At 67.9% G+C, this 18478-nt stretch carries 23 protein-coding genes and 3 tRNA genes; 14 read left to right on the forward strand and 12 right to left on the reverse strand.

The features are described from left to right. Positions 1-169: 169 nt before the first annotated feature. The 5 genes from ABZS29_RS05550 (at position 170) to ABZS29_RS05570 (ending at position 3560) form a co-directional block, all read left to right on the forward strand. Positions 170-703: a CGNR zinc finger domain-containing protein gene (locus ABZS29_RS05550; protein WP_355458842.1), complete on the forward strand. Its 534-nt coding sequence runs from the start codon at positions 170-172 to the stop codon at positions 701-703. After that, positions 700-1407, forward strand: a complete 708-nt coding sequence (locus tag ABZS29_RS05555) for an AzlC family ABC transporter permease (protein ID WP_355458843.1) — start codon at positions 700-702, stop codon at positions 1405-1407. The genes ABZS29_RS05550 and ABZS29_RS05555 overlap by 4 nt, the downstream gene beginning before the upstream one ends. Next, positions 1404-1712, forward strand: a complete 309-nt coding sequence (locus tag ABZS29_RS05560) for an AzlD domain-containing protein (protein WP_355458845.1) — start codon at positions 1404-1406, stop codon at positions 1710-1712. Before ABZS29_RS05555 ends, ABZS29_RS05560 begins: the two co-directional genes overlap by 4 nt. Positions 1713-1751: 39 nt before the next feature. Continuing rightward, positions 1752-2444 carry a VOC family protein gene (locus tag ABZS29_RS05565; protein ID WP_355458846.1) on the forward strand — a complete coding sequence of 231 codons (693 nt, stop codon included), beginning with the start codon at positions 1752-1754 and terminating at the stop codon, positions 2442-2444. Between the two features lie 75 nt (positions 2445-2519). After that, a complete protein-coding gene (locus ABZS29_RS05570; RefSeq protein ID WP_355458848.1) occupies positions 2520-3560 on the forward strand; it encodes an alpha-hydroxy acid oxidase in 1041 nt (346 codons plus the stop codon). A 60-nt stretch (positions 3561-3620) separates the two neighbouring features. Here the strand turns inward: ABZS29_RS05570 and rplA are convergent, their stop codons facing one another. The 5 genes from rplA to ABZS29_RS05595 form a co-directional block, all read right to left on the reverse strand. Further along, positions 3621-4343 (reverse strand): 50S ribosomal protein L1, encoded by a 723-nt coding sequence (gene rplA, locus ABZS29_RS05575; RefSeq protein WP_355458850.1) that lies wholly within the window; start codon positions 4341-4343, stop codon positions 3621-3623. Between the two features lie 85 nt (positions 4344-4428). Beyond that, positions 4429-4860 carry a 50S ribosomal protein L11 gene (gene rplK, locus ABZS29_RS05580; RefSeq protein WP_355458851.1) on the reverse strand — a complete coding sequence of 144 codons (432 nt, stop codon included), beginning with the start codon at positions 4858-4860 and terminating at the stop codon, positions 4429-4431. Between the two features lie 12 nt (positions 4861-4872). Further along, complete coding sequence (nusG, locus tag ABZS29_RS05585) at positions 4873-5586, reverse strand: transcription termination/antitermination protein NusG (RefSeq protein WP_355460829.1); 714 nt, start codon at positions 5584-5586, stop codon at positions 4873-4875. Positions 5587-6089: 503 nt separating this feature from the next. Then, positions 6090-6332: a preprotein translocase subunit SecE gene (gene secE, locus ABZS29_RS05590; protein ID WP_132175403.1), complete on the reverse strand. Its 243-nt coding sequence runs from the start codon at positions 6330-6332 to the stop codon at positions 6090-6092. A gap of 55 nt (positions 6333-6387) precedes the next feature. Then, positions 6388-6460: transfer RNA gene (locus ABZS29_RS05595), tRNA-Trp, on the reverse strand. Between the two features lie 300 nt (positions 6461-6760). On the opposite strand from ABZS29_RS05595, the gene ABZS29_RS05600 reads away from it, so the two are divergent. From ABZS29_RS05600 to ABZS29_RS05615, 4 genes are all read left to right on the forward strand, one after another. After that, positions 6761-7954 carry a pyridoxal phosphate-dependent aminotransferase gene (locus ABZS29_RS05600; protein ID WP_355458853.1) on the forward strand — a complete coding sequence of 398 codons (1194 nt, stop codon included), beginning with the start codon at positions 6761-6763 and terminating at the stop codon, positions 7952-7954. Positions 7955-8017: 63 nt separating this feature from the next. After that, positions 8018-9055, forward strand: coding sequence for an adenosine deaminase (locus ABZS29_RS05605; protein WP_355458854.1), 1038 nt, complete (start codon positions 8018-8020; stop codon positions 9053-9055). Then, positions 9055-9627 (forward strand): histidine phosphatase family protein, encoded by a 573-nt coding sequence (locus ABZS29_RS05610; protein ID WP_355458855.1) that lies wholly within the window; start codon positions 9055-9057, stop codon positions 9625-9627. Before ABZS29_RS05605 ends, ABZS29_RS05610 begins: the two co-directional genes overlap by 1 nt. Before the next feature lie 62 nt (positions 9628-9689). Next, entirely contained in the window at positions 9690-11060 is a 1371-nt protein-coding gene (locus tag ABZS29_RS05615) for a TrpB-like pyridoxal phosphate-dependent enzyme (protein WP_355458856.1), read from the forward strand. On the opposite strand, the gene ABZS29_RS05620 is transcribed toward ABZS29_RS05615, so the two are convergent. Beyond that, positions 11057-11563 (reverse strand): hypothetical protein, encoded by a 507-nt coding sequence (locus ABZS29_RS05620; RefSeq protein WP_355458858.1) that lies wholly within the window; start codon positions 11561-11563, stop codon positions 11057-11059. The genes ABZS29_RS05615 and ABZS29_RS05620 overlap by 4 nt on opposite strands. Positions 11564-11815: 252 nt before the next feature. Between ABZS29_RS05620 and ABZS29_RS05625 the strand changes: the two genes are divergently transcribed. The 4 genes from ABZS29_RS05625 to ABZS29_RS05640 all read left to right on the forward strand — a co-directional run bounded on the left by ABZS29_RS05625 (position 11816) and on the right by ABZS29_RS05640 (position 15136). After that, positions 11816-13156: a hypothetical protein gene (locus tag ABZS29_RS05625; protein ID WP_355458859.1), complete on the forward strand. Its 1341-nt coding sequence runs from the start codon at positions 11816-11818 to the stop codon at positions 13154-13156. Positions 13157-13159: 3 nt separating this feature from the next. After that, positions 13160-13783 (forward strand): 2'-5' RNA ligase family protein, encoded by a 624-nt coding sequence (locus tag ABZS29_RS05630; protein ID WP_355458860.1) that lies wholly within the window; start codon positions 13160-13162, stop codon positions 13781-13783. Further along, on the forward strand, positions 13780-14394 hold the full coding sequence (locus ABZS29_RS05635) for a hypothetical protein (RefSeq protein WP_355458861.1): 615 nt from the start codon (positions 13780-13782) through the stop codon (positions 14392-14394). The genes ABZS29_RS05630 and ABZS29_RS05635 overlap by 4 nt, the downstream gene beginning before the upstream one ends. A 67-nt stretch (positions 14395-14461) precedes the next feature. Beyond that, positions 14462-15136 carry a hypothetical protein gene (locus ABZS29_RS05640; protein ID WP_355458863.1) on the forward strand — a complete coding sequence of 225 codons (675 nt, stop codon included), beginning with the start codon at positions 14462-14464 and terminating at the stop codon, positions 15134-15136. Between the two features lie 124 nt (positions 15137-15260). On the opposite strand, the gene ABZS29_RS05645 is transcribed toward ABZS29_RS05640, so the two are convergent. From ABZS29_RS05645 to ABZS29_RS05655, 3 genes are read right to left on the reverse strand one after another with little or no spacing between them, the layout of a single operon-like run. Beyond that, on the reverse strand, positions 15261-16286 hold the full coding sequence (locus ABZS29_RS05645) for a UDP-N-acetylmuramate dehydrogenase (protein WP_355458864.1): 1026 nt from the start codon (positions 16284-16286) through the stop codon (positions 15261-15263). Then, positions 16283-16690 carry a MaoC/PaaZ C-terminal domain-containing protein gene (locus ABZS29_RS05650; RefSeq protein ID WP_355458866.1) on the reverse strand — a complete coding sequence of 136 codons (408 nt, stop codon included), beginning with the start codon at positions 16688-16690 and terminating at the stop codon, positions 16283-16285. Before ABZS29_RS05650 ends, ABZS29_RS05645 begins: the two co-directional genes overlap by 4 nt. Next, entirely contained in the window at positions 16687-17109 is a 423-nt protein-coding gene (locus ABZS29_RS05655; RefSeq protein WP_355458867.1) for a MaoC family dehydratase N-terminal domain-containing protein, read from the reverse strand. The genes ABZS29_RS05650 and ABZS29_RS05655 overlap by 4 nt, the downstream gene beginning before the upstream one ends. 164 nt (positions 17110-17273) lie before the next feature. On the opposite strand from ABZS29_RS05655, the gene ABZS29_RS05660 reads away from it, so the two are divergent. Next, positions 17274-17936, forward strand: a complete 663-nt coding sequence (locus ABZS29_RS05660) for a (2Fe-2S)-binding protein (protein ID WP_355458869.1) — start codon at positions 17274-17276, stop codon at positions 17934-17936. A gap of 59 nt (positions 17937-17995) precedes the next feature. Here ABZS29_RS05660 and rpmG read toward each other — a convergent pair whose 3' ends face one another. From rpmG to ABZS29_RS05675, 3 genes are all read right to left on the reverse strand, one after another. Beyond that, positions 17996-18163: a 50S ribosomal protein L33 gene (gene rpmG / locus ABZS29_RS05665; RefSeq protein WP_012923742.1), complete on the reverse strand. Its 168-nt coding sequence runs from the start codon at positions 18161-18163 to the stop codon at positions 17996-17998. Between the two features lie 66 nt (positions 18164-18229). After that, positions 18230-18303 (reverse strand) — tRNA-Met (locus ABZS29_RS05670). A gap of 50 nt (positions 18304-18353) precedes the next feature. Continuing rightward, a tRNA-Thr gene (locus ABZS29_RS05675) sits at positions 18354-18426 on the reverse strand. Between the last annotated feature and the right edge of the window lie 52 nt (positions 18427-18478).

An 18478-nucleotide genomic window follows, 5' to 3' on the forward strand; every position in this document is an offset into this window, starting at 1 on the left:
CCACGGTCACCTCAGGAGAGAGCGCAGCAGCAGCTCACCCCGTCGGCACCGTTGCGCCGGCCGGGGCGAAGAAATCGCCGCCCGTACTGCGTCATGCCGTCAGTCTACCTCCTCGTCGACTTGCCTAACAGGTCAAACAGCTTTAGGTTGTTAGAGAGAGGTGATACCGATGCTCTACCAACCGGAACTGATCGGCGGTCACGTTGCTCTCGACCTGCTGAACACGATCTCCTGGCGGCTGGAGCCGTCTCGTACCGTCGACCGGATCGCTACCCCCGAGGCGCTGGCGACGTGGTGTGCGGCAGTAGGCCTCAGCGCAGACAGCGAGCTCGAGCAAGTAGCTGCTGTGCGCACGACCGTCTACGACGTTGTGCTACCCATCGCTCGCGGGGACGGCACCGGCGATCTGCGGGAGTTGCAGGTCTTGCTGGCCGATGCCGTCCGACGAGCGACACCTGCGGGTCCGCGGCCGCTGGACTGGACAGGGGCCGACCTCGTGGACGAGCTCGTGCTCGTAGCCGGTCGCCTGCTGGAGCGAGAGGACTTGAGCAAGCTGCGGGAGTGCCAGGACGGTGGCTGCGGATGGCTGTTCCTCGACCGCAGCAAGAACGGATCCCGACGGTGGTGCAGCTCGGGCGACTGCGGGAATCGCGCCAGAGCCAAACGGCACTACGAGCGGGTTCGCGCCGGGCGGCAAGTATGAAGGGCCGCGCAGCGTTGACCGTGCTGCAGGATCGGCGGGAGGAGTTCCTCGACGGGATGCGGCTGGGCCTCGGCCCCGGTGCTGCCGCGTTCGTGCTGGCGTTGAGCTTCGGCGCCGAGGCGGTCGCGCGCGACTGGGGGTTCGGGCTGCCCGTGCTGTTCTCGATGTTCGCCTGGTCGGGGTCGGCGCAGTTCGCGTTGCTGACCTCGCTGACCGGCGGATCGGCGGTCGTCGCGGTGACGTCGGCGGTTCTGATCAACGCTCGCTATCTGATGATGAGCTTGGCGCTCAACGACAGCCTGCGCGGCGGCAGGCTCTCCCGGGCACTCCAGGTGCAGGCCCTCTGCGACGCGTCCTTTGTTGTTGCCCACAGCACCAAAGGTGGCTACGACATCGTCCGGCTCGTGGGCGCGAGTGTTCCGCAATGGGTGCTCTGGGCCGCCGGCACCGCGGTCGGCGCACTGACGGCGCCGTCCCCTGACCTGATGCAGCGCCTGGGACTCGACGTGGCCTTTCCGGCCTTCTTCCTGATCCTGGCGCTCGACGAGCTGCGCCGATCGAGGCGCGCCCTGGTAGCCGGACTTCTCGGCGCCTCGGTCGCTGCCGCGCTGCTCTTCGTCACCACTCCGAGCTACGCGTTGCTGGGCGCGATCGCGGCGGCACTGCTCGGCCTTCTCCCCGAGAAGGAAGGAGAACAAGCATGAAGCTCTGGTTGTCCGTAGCCGTAGTGACCGTCATCAACTGGCTACTGAAGGCGAGCGCTCCCCTGGTCATCGGCGCCCGGAAGCTGCCACCTCCGGTGCTGAGGCTGACAGCTCTCACCGCCCCGGTTCTGCTGGCGGGCCTGATCGTCACCGAGCTCGGCGGTGAGCATTGGCAGGATCTCGAGTGGACGAAACTGGTCGGTGTCGGCACCGCCGGTGGCTTGTGCCTGGCCAGGGTGCCGATGTTGCTGGCCGTCGGCGGCGGCATCGTCGTCACCGCGCTGATTCGTCTCAGCCTGCGCTAAACAAGCCGAACTGTCCGTAGGCGCTGAAAGGATGCCGCCATGGAACAGGTACTAGGTCGACCGGAAGCCTCCGCGGCAGTCCAGGAATCTGGGTGGCGCTACATCCTGGGCACGTTCCGGACGTCGGTCGTGGTCGGATCATTGGATCAGGCGATCGGCTTGGCAGCAGACGCTGTCGCGGCGTGCGGCGACGACGCCGATCAGCACCTTCGAATAGATGCCCGCCCTGATCGCGTCGTCTTCACGCTGCAATCGGTGCAGCACGCAGCGACGACGACTCGGGATGCCGAGCTCGCGCATCAGATCTCTGGCGCGGCGGACAGAGCTGGGCTGGTGACGGAGCCCGAGATCGGACCGGAAGCACCGCGCTCCGTCCAAATGCTGGAGATCGCGATCGATGCGATGGACATCGCCGGGATTCGGCCGTTCTGGAAGGCGGTGCTGGGTTATACCGACGAGGCTGGCTCCGAAGGATCAGAGGACCCGCTCGTCGACCCGGTCGGGCAGGGACCGGCCATCTGGTTCCAGCAGATGCAGGAACCACGTCCGCAGCGCAATCGAATCCACTTCGACATCTCGGTTCCGCACGACGAGGCACCGCAACGCGTCGAGGCAGCCCTGGCGGCAGGCGGCCGGCTCGTCTCCGCGACTCGGGCCCCCGCGTTCTGGGTGCTCGCCGACCTCGAAGGGAACGAAGCCTGTGTGACCACCTGGCAGGGCCGCGACGGCTGAACTCGTCGTACGCCCCTCGATCGGCGATCAAAATGCGGGTGTCGCTCCAGCAGGCCGGGTGCGACGATGGGCCGCATGCGATGGATTGATGCGTTGGAGGGGGCGGCCGCCGAGAAGTTGCCGGAGGCCGTGCATCGTTACTACCGGCAGGGTTCGGCCGGGGGGATCAGCGTCGGAGAGGCGGTCGCCGCCTGGTCGTCGTACCGGTTCCGGCCGCGGGTGCTGCAGGACGTGTCGACGATCGAGCTCGGTACGACGGTGCTCGGTACGCCGGTCGCATCGCCGGTGCTCGTCGCGCCATCGACTCTGCAGCGCCTCGCTGATCCGGACGGCGAGCTCGCGATGGCGAACGGCGTACGGGAGGCTGGTTCGTTGCTCGGCGTCTCCAGCAACGCCGGGACGCGGTTCGCCGATCTCGGTGCGACCGGGGCGCCGTGGTGGCTGCAGATCTATATCGTGCGGAACCGCAGCATCACCGAGCAGATGCTGGACGCTGCCGTCGCCGGTGGCGCCAAGGCGATCGTGCTCACCGTCGACACGCCAGTGGTCGGTCGCAAGGAGGACGACGGTCCGGTGGTCTGGTCGTACGTACAGCCAGGTCAGCTGCGGATCAACGTGCCCGAAGGTGACTGGACCGACGAGGACCTCGACAAGGCCGACAACCTCACGCCTGACGTGATCGGCTGGCTCACCGAGCGCACCGGACTCCCGGTCGTCGTGAAGGGCGTGCTGCGCGGCGACGACGCCAAGCGCATCTCCGACGCGGGTGCGGCCGGCATCATCGTCTCCAACCACGGTGGTCGCCAGCTCGACGGTTCGATCTCCACCGCCCAGGCCCTCCCCGAGGTCGCCGAGGCGCTGGCCGGAACCACCACCGAGCTGTACGTCGACGGTGGTATCCGCCGCGGTGAACACATCCTCGCCGCCCTCGCCTTGGGCGCCAAAGCAGTCTTCGTCGGCCGCCCGGCCCTCTGGGCCCTGGCCGTCGAGGGTCAACTCGGGGTCACCCGTCTGCTCACCGAACTCGCCGAAGAGCTGGAGCACACCCTCCAACTAGTAGGCGTCCCCCGCCCCGACGCCCTGACCCCCGACCTGGTCGTCCCCCACACCCGCTAGCCGGGAAACAGCAAGGCCCCGGGAGAACCCGGGGCCTTGAGTGTTCTTGCTGCCTGTGGATCAGGCGTCCGCGTTCTCCTCGAGGAGGTTGCGGGTGGCGCTCGGGTCGACCGGGACACCGGGGCCCATGGTCGTCGAGAACACCGCCTTGCGGATGTAGCGGCCCTTGGAGCTGGCCGGCTTCAGTCGCAGGATCTCCTCGAGCGCCGCGCTGTAGTTCTCCACCAGCTGGGCCTCGTCGAACGACGCCTTGCCGATGATGAAGTGCAGGTTCGCGTGCCGGTCGACCCGGAACTCGATCTTGCCGCCCTTGATGTCCGTGACGGCCTTGGTGACGTCCGGGGTGACCGTGCCGGTCTTCGGGTTCGGCATCAGACCACGCGGGCCGAGGACGCGGCCGAGGCGGCCGACCTTGCCCATCAGGTCCGGGGTGGCGACGACGGCGTCGAAGTCGAGCCAGCCCTCGGTCACCTTCTTGATCAGGTCGTCGTCGCCGACGAAGTCGGCGCCGGCGGCCTTCGCGGCCTCCGCCTTGTCACCGGTGGCGAAGACGAGGACCCGTGCCGTCTTGCCGGTACCGTGCGGGAGGTTGACGGTGCCGCGCACCATCTGGTCGGCCTTGCGGGGGTCGACCCCGAGGCGCATCGCGACATCCACGGTCGAGTTGAACTTCTTGGAGCCGGCGGCCTCCTTGGCCAGCCGGATCGCCTCGAGCGGGGTGTACAGGTGATCGAAGTCGATCTTGTCCGCGATTGCGCGGTAAGCCTTGCTGCGCAGTGCCATTGCTTGTTTCCTCTCTGGGATGTGGTCTTCGGGCGGCGCTACGCCCTGCCACAACTACTTGGTGCTACGGGTGCTGCCGGGGCGTTCAGGCCTCGACGGTCACACCCATGGAACGAGCGGTGCCCTCGATGATCTTCATCGCGGCGTCGATGTCCCGGGCGTTCAGGTCCGGCATCTTGGTGGTGGCGATCTCGCGGACCTGGTCCTTGGTGATCTTGCCGACCTTGTCCTTGTGCGGGACCGGCGAGCCCTTCTGCAGACCGGCGGCCTTCTTGATCATCTCGGGCGCCGGCGGCGTCTTCGTGACGAAGGTGAAGGAACGGTCTTCGTAGATGGTGATCTCGACCGGGACCACGTTGCCACGCATGGATTCCGTCTGGGCGTTGTACGCCTTGCAGAACTCCATGATGTTGACACCGTGCGGGCCGAGCGCCGTACCGACCGGCGGGGCGGGCGTCGCTGCGCCGGCCTGGAGCTGCACCTTGACCAGGGCAGCGATCTTCTTCTTGGGAGGCATTCTGTCGGGTCCTTAGACTTTCTGGATCTGGTTGAAGCTGAGTTCCACCGGGGTCTCCCGGCCGAAGATCTCCACCAGCGCCTTGATCCGCTGTGCGTCGGCATTGATCTCCGTGATCGTGGCGTGCAGGGTCGCGAACGGCCCGTCCACCACCATGACCGAGTCGCCGACCCCGAAGTCGGCCACCTCGACCTTCTTCTTGGCCGCCGTCTTGGCGGGTGCGGAGCCGGCTTCGGCTGCCGCCGCTTCGGCCGCCGCGACGACGGCCGGAGCGAGCATTTTCTCGACCTCTTCGAGGCTGAGCGGGACCGGCTTCTGGCTGTTGCCGACGAAACCGGTGACAGAGGGCGTGTGCCGCACCGTCGACCAGGACTCGTCGGTCAGATCCATCCGGACCAGGACATAACCGGGGAGGACGGTGCGCTTGACCATCTTGCGCTGACCGTTCTTGATCTCGGCGACCTCTTCGGTCGGCACGACGATCTCGAAGATGAAGTCCTCCATGTTCAGGGAGTTGATCCGGTTCTCGAGGTTGCCCTTGACCCGGTTCTCCATCCCTGAATACGTGTGCACGACGTACCAGTCGCCGATCTGCGACCGCAGCCGGCTGCGCAGCTCCTCGAGCGGGTCGCCCGGCTCCGCGGGCTCCTCGTCCTCGTCGACCGCCGCGGCGGCGACCGCCAGGGCGTCCTCGTCGGCGTCGTCGTCCGCGCTGGAGAAGACCACCGCGTCGACGGTCGGCTCGGCCTCGGTGCTGTCGTCGGCCGCGGTCTCGCCGGCCAGCTCCTCGGCGGCGTCATCGACGTCGTCCTGGGTCACGACCTCGGCCTGCTCGGCCTCGTCCGCGGCGGGGACCACCACGACCGGCTCGTCGTCGGAGTCGTCGGTCTCGGCGGGGCCGTCCTCGGCCTCGTCGTCGGCGGAGTACTCCGGCACCTCGACGGCGGCCTCGTCGGTCTCGTCGTCGGTGTCCTCGTCGTCGAGACCGGCGAACGGGTCGTCGTCATCGTCGGCGAACAGGTCGTCGTCGTCCTCGACGGTCGTGGTCTCGTCGAAGTCGAGATCGAGGTCGTCGTCGGAGTCGGATACGTCGAACTCGTCCTCGAGCTCAAGGACCTCGTCGTCGCGCTCTGACACGTCGTACTCCGTCATCTGTGGATCGGTTCTGGATCTGGCGTCGGGGACGGGCGGTGGCCCGGCGCCCCGGCCTTGCGTGGGCGGTGTCGGCCTCAGCCGAAGATCTTGAGTACTGCCCAGCCGAAGGCGAGGTCGAGGACCGAGACGATCGCGATGACGAACACCACGAAGGTCAGCACCACCACGAAGTAGGTGGACAGCTGCTTGCGGGTGGGCCAGACGACCTTGCGGAGCTCGGCGACCACCTGGCGGTAGAAACGCAGCAGGCCTCTGCCTTGCTTGCCTTCCGCAGGCTTACCGGCGCCGGACGGTGCCGGGGTGCGCGTCTCCGTCACGACCTACCTCTTTCGCTAGCGGCGGCCTGACCGGCCCTGCGCCGGTCAGGATGTGCAGGGCACGAGGGACTTGAACCCCCAACCTTCGGTTTTGGAGACCGATGCTCTGCCAGTTGAGCTAGTGCCCTCTGCAATCCATCCGGACGCCGCACAGGACCTGAACTCGGGCATGCCGAGTCAGGGCCATCAACGCCCGGACTAGAAGAGTGTACGGGTTCGGAGCCACCTGGTCGAACTCGGCCTGTCGGCGTCGTCCTGCCTGCTCCTGACCCGCACAGCCCCCGAACCGGGCGCCGTACCGCGACCAGAACCATACAGCCTGCACGGGGACACAACGGACCGCACCCCCTGCGTGTTCCCCGGATCACACCGGTCCGGGTCGCGATATTTCTTCCGGGCCCCGCCGCGGCGAGTGCCAGGATGGCGGTATGAGTTCCAGGATCTCGGCGCGGATCGGCGCCATCAGTGAATCGGCAACCCTGGCGGTGGACAGCAAGGCCAAGGCGCTCAAGGCGGCCGGCCGGCCGGTGATCGGCTTCGGCGCCGGTGAGCCGGACTTCCCGACGCCGGACTACATCGTCGAGGCGGCGGTCGAGGCCGCCCGGGATCCGAAGAACCACCGCTACAGTCCGGCCGGCGGGCTGCCGGAGCTGAAGCAGGCGATCGTCGAGAAGACCAAGCGCGACTCGGGGTACGAGATCGAGGCCGCGCAGGTCCTGGTCACCAACGGCGGCAAGCACGCGGTCTACAACACGTTCGCGACGCTGCTCGATCCCGGTGACGAGGTGCTGCTGCCGGCGCCGTACTGGACGACGTACCCGGAGGCGATCCTGCTGGCCGGCGGTGTGCCGGTCGAGGTGCTCGCCGACGAGTCGCAGAACTACCTGGTCACCGTCGAGCAGCTGGAGGCCGCTCGGACCGAGAAGACCAAGGCGCTGCTGTTCTGCTCGCCCTCCAACCCGACCGGTGCGGTCGACAGCCGCGAGTCGATCGAGGCGATCGGCCGCTGGGCGCTCGAGCACGACATCTGGGTGATCACCGACGAGATCTACGAGCACCTGACGTACGACGGCGTCGAGTCGACGTCGATCCCGGTCGTCGTACCAGAGCTGGCGGACCGGACCGTCGTACTGAACGGTGTGGCGAAGACCTACGCGATGACCGGCTGGCGGGTCGGCTGGATGATCGGTCCGAAGGACGTCATCAAGGCCGCCACCAACCTCCAGTCGCACCAGACCTCGAACGTCGGCAACATCGCTCAGCGGGCCGCGATCGCCGCCCTGACGAACGATCTGAGCGCCGTCGAGGAGATGAAGGTCGCCTTCGACCGGCGCCGCCGGACCATGGTGCAGCTGCTGAACCAGATCCCCGGTGTCGAGTGCCCGACGCCGACCGGTGCGTTCTACGCGTACCCGTCGGTGAAGGGCCTGCTCGGCAAGGACATCAACGGCCGTACGCCGACAACGTCCGCGGAGCTGGCCGAGATCATCCTGGACGAGGCGGAGGTGGCCGTCGTACCGGGTGAGGCTTTCGGTGCGCCGGGCTATCTGCGGCTGTCGTACGCGCTGAGCGACGAGGACCTGGCCGAGGGCATCGGCCGGATCACCAAGCTGCTGAGCTGATTCGCCCGGGTGCCTGCCCGCCTGGATTTCACCGGTCGGGTAGGGACTCTGTAACCTTCGGTAATGACGCAGCGTGACCTGCGGGTGCTGCCGAAGGCGCATCTGCATCTTCACTTCTCCGGCTCGATGCGGCATCTGACGCTGGTCGAGCTGGCGGACAAACACGGGGTCCGGCTGCCTGACGCGCTGCGCACCGAGTGGCCGCCGGATCTGTCCGCGGCCGACGAGCGGGGCTGGTTCCGCTTCCAGCGGCTCTACGACATCGCCCGCTCGGTGCTGCGCACGGAGGACGACGTACGGCGTCTGGTCCGGGAGGCGGCCGAGGACGATCGCGCGGACGGCTCCCGGTGGCTGGAGATCCAGGTCGACCCTTCGGGGTATGCGAACCGCTTCCACGGCATCACCGAGTTCACCGACCTGGTACTGGACGCGGCTCGCGACGCAGCGGAGTCCACCGGTATCGCGGTTCAGGTGATCATCGCCGCCAACCGCACCCGGCATCCTCTGGATGCCCGCATCCTCGCCAGGCTCGCCGCGCAGTACGTCGGCCGTGGTGTGGTCGGCTTCGGCCTGTCCAACGACGAACGCCGCGGTACGACGTCGGAGTTCGCACCGGCCTTCCGGATCGCCCGCAACGCCGGTCTGCTCGCAGCGCCGCACGGAGGTGAGCTCTGCGGTGCGGGAACTGTGCGGACCTGCCTCGACGAGCTCGGCGCCGGCCGCATCGGTCACGGCGTCCGCTCCGTCGAGGACCCGGAGCTGCTCAAGCGCGTGGTGGACGCTCAGGTGGCGCTGGAGGTCTGTCCGGCGTCCAACGTCTCGCTGGGCGTCTACAGGCACGCCGAGGACGTCCCGCTCCGCCGCCTGTACGAGGCTGGTGCCCGGATCGCACTGGGCGCTGACGACCCGCTCCTGTTCGGTTCCCGGCTGGCTGAGCAGTACGAGACGGCTCGCACCGTGCACGCCTTCACGGACGAGGAGCTGGCTGATCTGGCGCGTTCCTCCATCCTGGCCGCGACCGCACCGCCCGACGTACAGAAGTCGCTCCTCACCGACATCGACGACTGGCTCAAGCCCCCCGCCGACGCCTCGTCGTACTAGTGCCGACCTATCTGGCTCGGCACGGGCAGACCGAGTGGAACCTCGCCGGCCGCCGCCAAGGACGGCTGGACTCACCGCTGACCGCGCTCGGGATCCAGCAAGCCCAGCGCAATGCCGAGTCGCTTCGGCACGAGCACGTCGAGTCGATCTACAGCAGCCCTCTCGGTCGCGCTCAGCGAACCGCGCGCATCATCGGCGACGCCCTCGGACTCGCCGTCCAAGTGCTGCCGGACCTCGCGGAGCTCGACCACGGTGCTTGGTCGGGGCTGACTTCGGTAGAGATCGACGCTCGCTGGCCGGATGAGCGAGCCGCGCGGGCGAGATCGAAGTACACCTACCGGTTTCCCGGTGGCGAGAGCTACGCGGACGCCGACGCACGGATCGCCAAGGTGCTGGCGAACATCGAGGTGCGTGGTGCGCTGATCGTGTCGCACGAGATGGTCGGCCGCTTGCTGGTACGGCGGTTGGCCGGGCTCGGCGTGGACGCGGCGATGCGCCGGGATCATCCGTCGGACGTGGTGTTCCGGGTGCTCGAGGACGGCCGGATCGAATGCGTGGAGAGTGCCGGGTAAATGCCTCGCGGGTTCCGCTTCAGGGCATTGTGAGGGGTGCTGACGGCGACGAAGATTGCCGCATGACGGCTACCAAGATCTTGTTACCCGAGGACGAGCTGCCGACCCGGTGGTACAACGTTCTGCACGACCTGCCGACGCCACCGCCCCCGGTCCTCCATCCAGGGACCGGACAGCCGGTGGGGCCGGAGGACCTGGCGCCGTTGTTCCCGATGGACCTGATCATGCAAGAGGTCTCCCAGGAGCAGTACATCGACATCCCCGGCGAAGTGCTCGATGTGTACCGGTTGTGGCGACCGAGTCCGCTGTACCGGGCACACCGGCTGGAGAAGGCGCTCGATACGCCCGCCCGGATCTACTACAAGTACGAGGGTGTCTCGCCGGCCGGTTCGCACAAGCCGAACACGGCGGTGCCACAGGCCTACTACAACGCCAAGGCGGGCGTCCGGAAGCTCACCACCGAGACCGGCGCGGGGCAGTGGGGCACGGCGTTGGCCTTCGCCTGTGCGCAGTTCGGGCTCGAGTGTGAGGTCTGGCAGGTGCGTGCGTCATACGACCAGAAGCCGTACCGGCGGGCGATGATGCAGGTCTTCGGGGCGACCGTGCATCCCAGTCCGTCCGATCTGACCGAAGCCGGACGGAAGATTCTGGCCGCGGATCCGAACTCCACCGGCTCACTCGGGATCGCGATCAGTGAGGCGGTCGAGGCCGCGGTGCAGTCGCCGGAGCTCCACTATGCGCTCGGTTCGGTGCTCAACCATGTGCTGCTGCACCAGACGATCATCGGCGAGGAGGCGCTGATCCAGCTCGCGATGGTCGGCGAGACGCCCGACCTGCTGGTCGGCTGCACCGGCGGCGGTTCGAACTTCGGCGGTCTCGCCTTTCCCTTCCTGCGGGAGAAGTGGGCCGGCCGGATGTCGCCTGTGGTCCGCGCGGTCGAGCCGGCGGCCTGTCCGTCACTCACCCAGGGCACGTATGCCTACGACTTCGGCGACACCGCCGGGCTGACCCCGCTGATGAAGATGCACACCCTCGGCCACGACTTCGTCCCGGACCCGATCCACGCCGGCGGCCTGCGGTACCACGGGATGAGCCCGCTGGTCAGTCATCTCTACGAGACCGGCGAGATCGAGGCCGTCGCCAAACCGCAGTCGGAGTGCTTCGCCGCCGGGCTGCAGTTCGCCCGGACCGAAGGCATCGTCCCGGCGCCCGAACCGACCCACGCTCTCGCGGCCGCCATCGAGGAAGCCTTGCGCTGCAAGGAATCCGGCGAGGAGAAGGTCATCCTGACCGCCCTCTGCGGGCACGGCCACCTCGACCTCGCGGCGTACGACGCCTATCTCAGCGGCACCATGACGGATCGCAACTGGGACGACGCCGACCTCCAGTCCGCCGTCGCGCAAGCGCTCACCCGTCTCCCGGCGATCAGCTAGCCGCCGCGCTTCCACCAAGGCTTGGGCTGCTTGCCGACCGCCGCCAGCCAGTCGGCCGGTACGGCCCAGCCCTTGGCCTGGATCGCATCGAAGAACGCCACCTTCAGGCTCTCCGGCAACCAGTAGGTGGCGCTGACCGCATCCGCCACCTCGAAATACGTCGTACGCCGCCCTTCGCCCCACACAGTCGCCAGATTCGAGCAGTGCGCCAGCCGCACGTAGTCCCACCGTGCCTGCGGGTCCGCCAGGTCGTACTCGCGCTCGATCGACCGGAAGAACCCTTTCACCGGCGGCTCCGCCTCGATCGCCTCGATCAGCCCCTGCACGAGCGCCCGATCGTCCGTCATCTCGTCCGGCAGCCGCAGGCCGAACGGATCAAGCACCGCCGACTCGAGCCAGGGTTGCCCGACCTCCAGGAAGACCTCCAGCAGCGCGAATCCCTCCTCGCCCCGCCCGAACCGTCCCAACTCAGCACGCAACGTCGTCACAGCTTCCTCGGCCACCCCACGACCTTATTTCACTGAGGGAAGCCCTCATCTGCCCCGGGATGCCCCGGCGTTCACGCTCAGCCGTCGTACCGGCTGCCCCGATCTGCCCCGCGATCAGGGCAGAACGTCACTTTTTTCGGTCAGGGCCGCATCTCCATCGATGAAAATCGGGGCATCCTGGGGCATTCCAGGGCATCGCGGGGCAGATCGTTCGCAGGCCCGGTTTTCCTCGTTGCAGAGAGTGTTCGCAGACCTACAGTTGCCGCCATGCCAGCCGCCAATGACCTGTTGCGCAGCGCAAGAGAGCGCACACCCTCTCGGCGCGCACCCGGCGAATACATGTCCCGCGTCGAGCTCGCGGAGGCCGTCTGTGCGTGGCTCTGGGAGACCACCGAGGTTCGCTACGAACTCGACGGCCACTACATCGCGAAGCTCGAACGGGGCGCGGTTCGCTGGCCCGGCGCCGCCTATCGCTCCGGCCTGCGCTACGTCCTCAACGCCGCCTCCGACCAGGAGCTCGGCTTCCTCCCACCGCCCGGCACACCGGCCAGCGAACTGGAGCTGACCCCGCCCTCGACGCTCGGCTTCGACGAAGAGGTCGGCAGCGCCGGCGACGAGTCGATCGCGCTGCTGACCTTCGCGGAGGAGTCGAACGTCGGCGAGCTCACGGTCGAGCAGCTGCACGCGGACATCGAACGCATCTCCCAGCTCTACCTGCGCAGCGCCACCAAGCCGCTGTTCGAACGCAGCCGAGCGGTCCGGGATCGGGCCTTCGTCCTGCTCGCCGGACGTCAGTCACCGAAGCAGTCCCGGGATCTCTACGCCGCCGCCGGCTGGGCGATCACCTTGCTGGCCTGGATGTCTGTCGATCTCGGCCGTCCCGAAGTGGCCGAGAGTCACGCCCGGACAGCGTGGGCCTGTGCCGAGGCGGCGGACCACAACGAGCTCCGCGGCTGGATCCGCGCGACGCAGCACACCGCCGCCTTCTGGCAGGACGAGTTCGTTCGCGCCGCCGACCACGCCGAGGACGGCCTGCGGTACGCCAAGGGAACGTCGCGCCGCTTCCTGGCCAGCGCCCTGGCGGTCGACCTGGCCCGCTCGGGCCGCCTCAGCGAGGCACGCAAGGCGCTGATCGTCGCCCAAGAGATCCCAAGCATGCCGTCGATCCCCGAGCTCGGCGGACCGTTGCTCTGCACACCGGAACGCGCCGAGGGCTTGTGGGCCAATGCCCAGCTGGCCTTGGGCGACGCCCACGAAACGCTCGTGCACGCGGACCGGTCGGTCGCCCGCTTCGAGGCCCGGCCGCATGCCCTGCGCAACTCGGGCTCCGAGCGAATGGTCAGACTCCAGCAGGTCCAGGCCTATCTGACCCTCGGCGAGCTCGACGCGGCCATCGTTGCCCTCGAGCCCATCTTCGACACCGCCCTGGAGTACCGGGTCCGCCCACTGATTCACCGGATGGGCGAGATCGCCGTGATGACCGCGCCGTACACGGGTGTCGCGCGCGCACGACAGCTCCGCGAACGGATCCGGGAGTTCGTCTATCGCCCCGATCTTCCCGGCCGGCGACTGCCCGCCTCGCAAACCCTGATCGCCAAGGAGTCCTAGCTCATGTTCGACGACGTCCGCGATCACTGGTACTGGCGTCCCGGCTGGCGGGAGGGACGGTCGTTCTACACCTGGCACATCACCTTCCGGTACGCCGCCGCGCTCGCAACGCTACGCAGCAGCTACGAGCCCCTGCTCTCCTCACTGCCCGAGCTCACGCCGGTCCCCCGCCAATGGCTGCACCTCACCCTCCAGGGCGTCGGCTTCTCTGACAAGCTCAGCCCAGCCGACCTCGACTCAATCGTCACCGCAACCCGCCGCCGCCTCGAAGCAGTCGAGCCATTCAGCGTGACCGTCGGACCGGCCATCGTCGACGTCGAGAGCCTCCAGCTACCGGTCCGGCCGGCCGACAACCTTCGTCGACTCCGCATCGTCCTCCGCGATGCCATCAAAGACGTCTGGGGCGAGGACTCACTCCCCGCCTTCCCCGACCTCAACCCACACATCTCCCTGGGCTACTGGAACCGCGCCGTACCAGCAGAGCCACTGCGCGACCGCGTCGCCAAGTTCGGGGACCAGTCCACCCAGCTCTACCTCAACGAGGTCAGCTTGATCGATTTGAACCGCGACCAGCTTTGCTACCAATGGACGCCGTACGTCACGCTCGGCCTGGGCCGGCCCGCATGACCGACGACAGCACAGCCCGCGTGATCCGCGCCCTGCTCGACTACCGCTCCATCTGGACCACCCATGACCTGGTCGAGCTGAGCCAAGCCTCAGCCCCCGAGGTACGTCGAATCGTCGACGACCTGCAGTCGCAGTCGCTGGTCGATCGCCGGCGCGGCGGCATCATCGGCGTACCGGACTGGGCGTCCCTGCTCACCCGCTGGGCCACCACCAACCCCCTGCCGACCAGCACCACCCGCTGGCACGCCCCCGACGACCTCTTCGACCGCCTCGCCACCAACCCGCTCAAGTACGCCGTCACCGGCGCCCACGCCGCCGCCTTCTGGACCGCAACCCCCACCACCGACGACGTGGTCATCTACACCCCCGACGCCCAAACCGCCGCCACCGCCTGGGACCTGACCCTAAGCCCCACCGGCACAGTCCTCCTCACCGAACCACCCACCGACGTCGTCTACCTCCGCCGCCGCAGCACTCCCACCGGCCTCCGCCTAGCCGCCCCCGCCCAAGTCCTCGCCGACCTCCTCACCACCACCAACGGTCTCCCCACCCCCACCACCGACGCCCTGTTCCTCTGGATGCACACCCACCTCTTCGAATGGCGCTACTGACCTCAACTCCGGTACGGCGATCTGCGCGGCTCGCCGTACCGTCCGATTGCCCCACCGGCATCAGACGATGACGCCGCCTGCCGGGCCCGGCCAGCGCACCGTGCTCAAGGCGCACTACGAGCGCATCGGCACCGGCCCGGTCGCTTACCTGGACGAGACCTACCACGTCGAGCGGGACGGTAGACCGCGCTTCTACGTGATGGCGGCCGTCGTCGTGCTCGAATCCGATCGTGATCCCCTGCGCAACGAACTGGACGAACTCGTTCCCTCAGGGTGGTGGCACACCACCGACGCACTACGGTCCGAGGCCGGCCGGGCCTACGTCCGAAGGCTGCTGGGCACCTTCCAGCAGCCGGACGAAGCGTGCGTGATCGTCGACCAGGTCTCGATCGAAGCAGCCGACGACAAGGACGGAACCCGTGCTCGTGGAGCAGTCCTCGGCCGGCTCATGACAGCTCTTCACACCGCGGAGTACGGGAATCATCCCCCGGTCGGGCTGACAGTCATCGAAGAGCACCGGGTTGCCCGCATCAACAACTACGACCGCGCGGTCCGAGCAAAGCTGATCTCATCGGGGTCGATCCCTCAGACGATGGCACTGGTGTCGGTGTCGCCTGGGTCGGAGCACCTTCTGTGGCTGCCCGATCTTGTCTGCAGCGCCTACCGGCAGCAGAAGGTGCATGCCCGCGGCGATCTGTTCGCGGTGATCGAGGACCTCGCGCACGTCGTCCGGCTCGCCTAGAAACAGCAAACCCCCGGCTGCCGTAGCTACACCGAGGGCCAACCTGGCTCACTGCCCGAGGGAAGGAGCCCAAGCCTTTGCTGTTCATCAGCCTACTAGGGCGTGTGGACAGAGTCCAACCGCCTCAGAGGGTGCAGTTCACCAGGACTGGTTCGTTGACGAGGGTGATGGCGAAGGCTTGGTGGACTTGGGATTGGACGTGGGTGGCCAGGGAGAGGAGGTCTTTGGCGGTGGCGGTGCCTCGGTTGGTGAGGGCGAGGGTGTGTTTGGAGGAGACGGCGGCGGGGCCGAGGGTGAAGCCTTTGGGGATGCCGGCGTGCTCGATGAGCCAGGCGGCGCTGGTTTTGGTGCGGCCGTCGGGCTGGGGCCATTGGGGGGCGCCGGCGGGGACCTCGGCGGGGGTGGCGAGGAGGGGGTTGGTGAAGAAGGAGCCGGCGCTCCAGGTGTCGTGGTCGGCGGCGTCGAGGACCATGCCTTTGCTGCGGCGGAGGGCGAGGACGGCTTCGCGGACGTCGGTCATGGGGGCGCGGGCGCCGGGGTCGACGTCGAGGACGCGGGCCAGTTCGGCGTAGCCGATGGGGGCGGAGAGGTTGCCGAGCTTGAGCTGGAAGGCGACCTCCAGTACGACGTAGCGCTCCGGGGCGGTCTTGAACATCGAGGTGCGGTACTCGAAGCCGCAGTCGGCGGCGAAGATCGTGCGGACCTTCGACTCGACGCGGTCCCAGACGCGGACGGAGGCGATCGTTTCGGCGACCTCGTGGCCGTAGGCGCCGACGTTCTGGACGGGGGTGGAGCCGGTCAGGCCGGGGATGCCGGACATCGACTCAAGACCGCTCCACTCCTCGGCGATCGCGCGCTGGACGACGGCGTCCCAGTCCTCGCCGGCCTGGATGTGGATCATCGCGCCGGAGCAGGCGTCGGCGTCGACCTTGATGCCCTTGGTGGCGATCCGGATCACGGTGCCGCGGAAGCCGTCGTCGCCGATCACGACGTTGCTGCCGCCGGAGAGCAGCAGGACGGGCTCGTGGGCCGCGTCGGCGTCGCGGACGGCGGTGATCAGCTCGTCCTCGGTGGTCACCTCGACGAGTTTGTCGGCCGGGCCACCGATGCGCAGCGTGGTCAGGTCGGCCAGCGGTACCTGGGTTCTCACGAGACGCGCACGACCGCCCGGGACCGGCCGAGGACCTTCTCGCCGCCGCAGTGCGCGGTGATGTCGAACTCGGCGAGGCCGTCGGCGACCTTGTCCGCCTTCGCCTCGAAGGTCACCTGGACGCCGTCCTCGTCGTCCGGTACGACGACCGGCTTGGTGAACCGGACGCCGTACTCGACCAGGTCGGCGGGGTCGTCGAGCCAGTCGGTGACGACGCGGACCGCGGAGGCCATCGTGAGCATGCCGTGGGCGATCACGCCGGGCAGGCCGAGGGCGGCCGCCATCTGGTCGCTCCAGTGGATCGGGTTGAAGTCGCCGCTGGCGCCGGCGTACCGGACCAGGTCCTCGCGGCGGAACGTCACGGTCAGCGCGGGGAGGACGTCGCCTGGGGTGATGGTGCTCATGAGTCCGCCCGGTTGTGCGAGATCGTGGAGGTCGAGGTGGCGATCGGCTCGCCGTCGACCGTGGTGAGCGCGGTTTCGTACATGATCACCTCGACGTCACCGGCCTTGCGGACGGTGGTGATGGTCGCGGTCGCGGCGATGTCGTCACCGGCCTTGATCGGGCGGGTGTAGCTGAACTTCTGCGCGCCGTGCACGATCCGGTCGAGCCGCAGCCCGAGCTCCTTGTCGTTCAGCAGCTGCTCGAGAGCCCGGCTGCCGAGCATGAACGCGAACGTCGGCGGTGCCACCGCGTCGTCACCGGTGTACGCCGGGTTGTCGTCGCCGATCGCGGCGGCGAACTCCCGGATCTTCTCCCGGCCGACCTGGTAGGACTCGGCGGCCGCGTAGCTCCGGCCGACCATCGTGGCGTCGATCGTCATATCGGGAGAGCCTACTGGCAGACTGGGACGCCCGGCGCCGCCACCCGGGGATTACGAGACCCGACTGGGGAAGGTCGAACGTGACGGCAGTAACGGCGCTGGGCAGGTACGCGCCTCGGTATAAGCTCGAGATCGGTGCTCCGAGCGGCTCGGAGTGGCTGCGGGTGGACCACCTCCTGGAGCAGGACTCTCCGGAGCTGACCGAGCTGCTCAAGCGGGACAATGACGCGAGCGGCCATGTCTCGGCCCATGCGAACGCACTCAGCCTGATCTCGTTCTACGCCGGTCGCGCACCGGCGGCCGCGCTGCTGCTGTGGGCTCTCGAGGGCCATGTACTCGACATCCGGCCGCAGAATCTGTGGGTAAGACCACACGACGGCCATGGCCTGGCCGCGGTCGCCATCCGGTCCGCCGACTACCTTCCGGGCGGTCTCGAGACCCTGTACGACGTTGTGCTCCGCCAGCACCTACTCCCGCTGTCGGAGGAGCTGCATCGTCGTACCAGGGCTGGTCTGCGGCAGGTGCTCGGTGGAGTCGCGGCCGGCTGCGCCATGGCGTTCTGCGCGGCGACCCGGGAGGAAGAGACGATCAGCCCGGACTTCCTGCTGGAGCGCTGGCAGACGTTCGCGGCCAAGGCTCCAGGCGGGCTGGGCAAGCTCGGCGACGTGGAGCTGGCCGGCGGAAAGCTGGTGTACCTGCGGAAGACCTGCTGTCTCTACTACACGAGCGAGTCCGGCGACGGAGCGCTCTGCGGCTCCTGCTGTCTCACCCCGCGCGACGAGCGGCTGGCGGCGTACGAGGCCGGCCGGCCGATCGTGACGGTCTAGAGGACAGCGAAAGGGCCGCCCCGGTTACCCGGAGCGGCCCTCGCGAAAGATTGCTGAGATCAGCGGGTCTCGCGGTGATCCGTGTGGTCGTTGCAACGCGCGCAGTACTTCTTCATCTCCAGACGGTCCGGGTCGTTACGCCGGTTCTTCTTGGTGATGTAGTTCCGCTCCTTGCAGACCGTGCACGCCAGTGTGATCTTCGGGCGGATGTCGGTTGACTTGGCCACTGCTGCCTCTTCTGATCAGGAGTGCGCAACTTGGGTGATCGCACTCTCAGGTACTGCGTTGGTGGGTAGCGGGGGCGGGAGTCGAACCCGCGACACCACGATTATGAGCCGTGTGCTCTAACCACCTGAGCTACCCCGCCGGGTGAGTTCGTCAACTCATCCGGCGCACCGGACGAGTTGTCGATCTTCGAGCCCCTTTACGGAATCGAACCGTAGACCTTCTCCTTACCATGGAGACGCTCTGCCGACTGAGCTAAAGGGGCGGGCCGAGGAGAGAGATTACACGGTCTGCCGCCTCGATGTGAAATCGAGCCA

It is taken from the genome of Kribbella sp. NPDC005582 (assembly GCF_040605415.1).
Lineage (GTDB): Bacteria > Actinomycetota > Actinomycetes > Propionibacteriales > Kribbellaceae > Kribbella.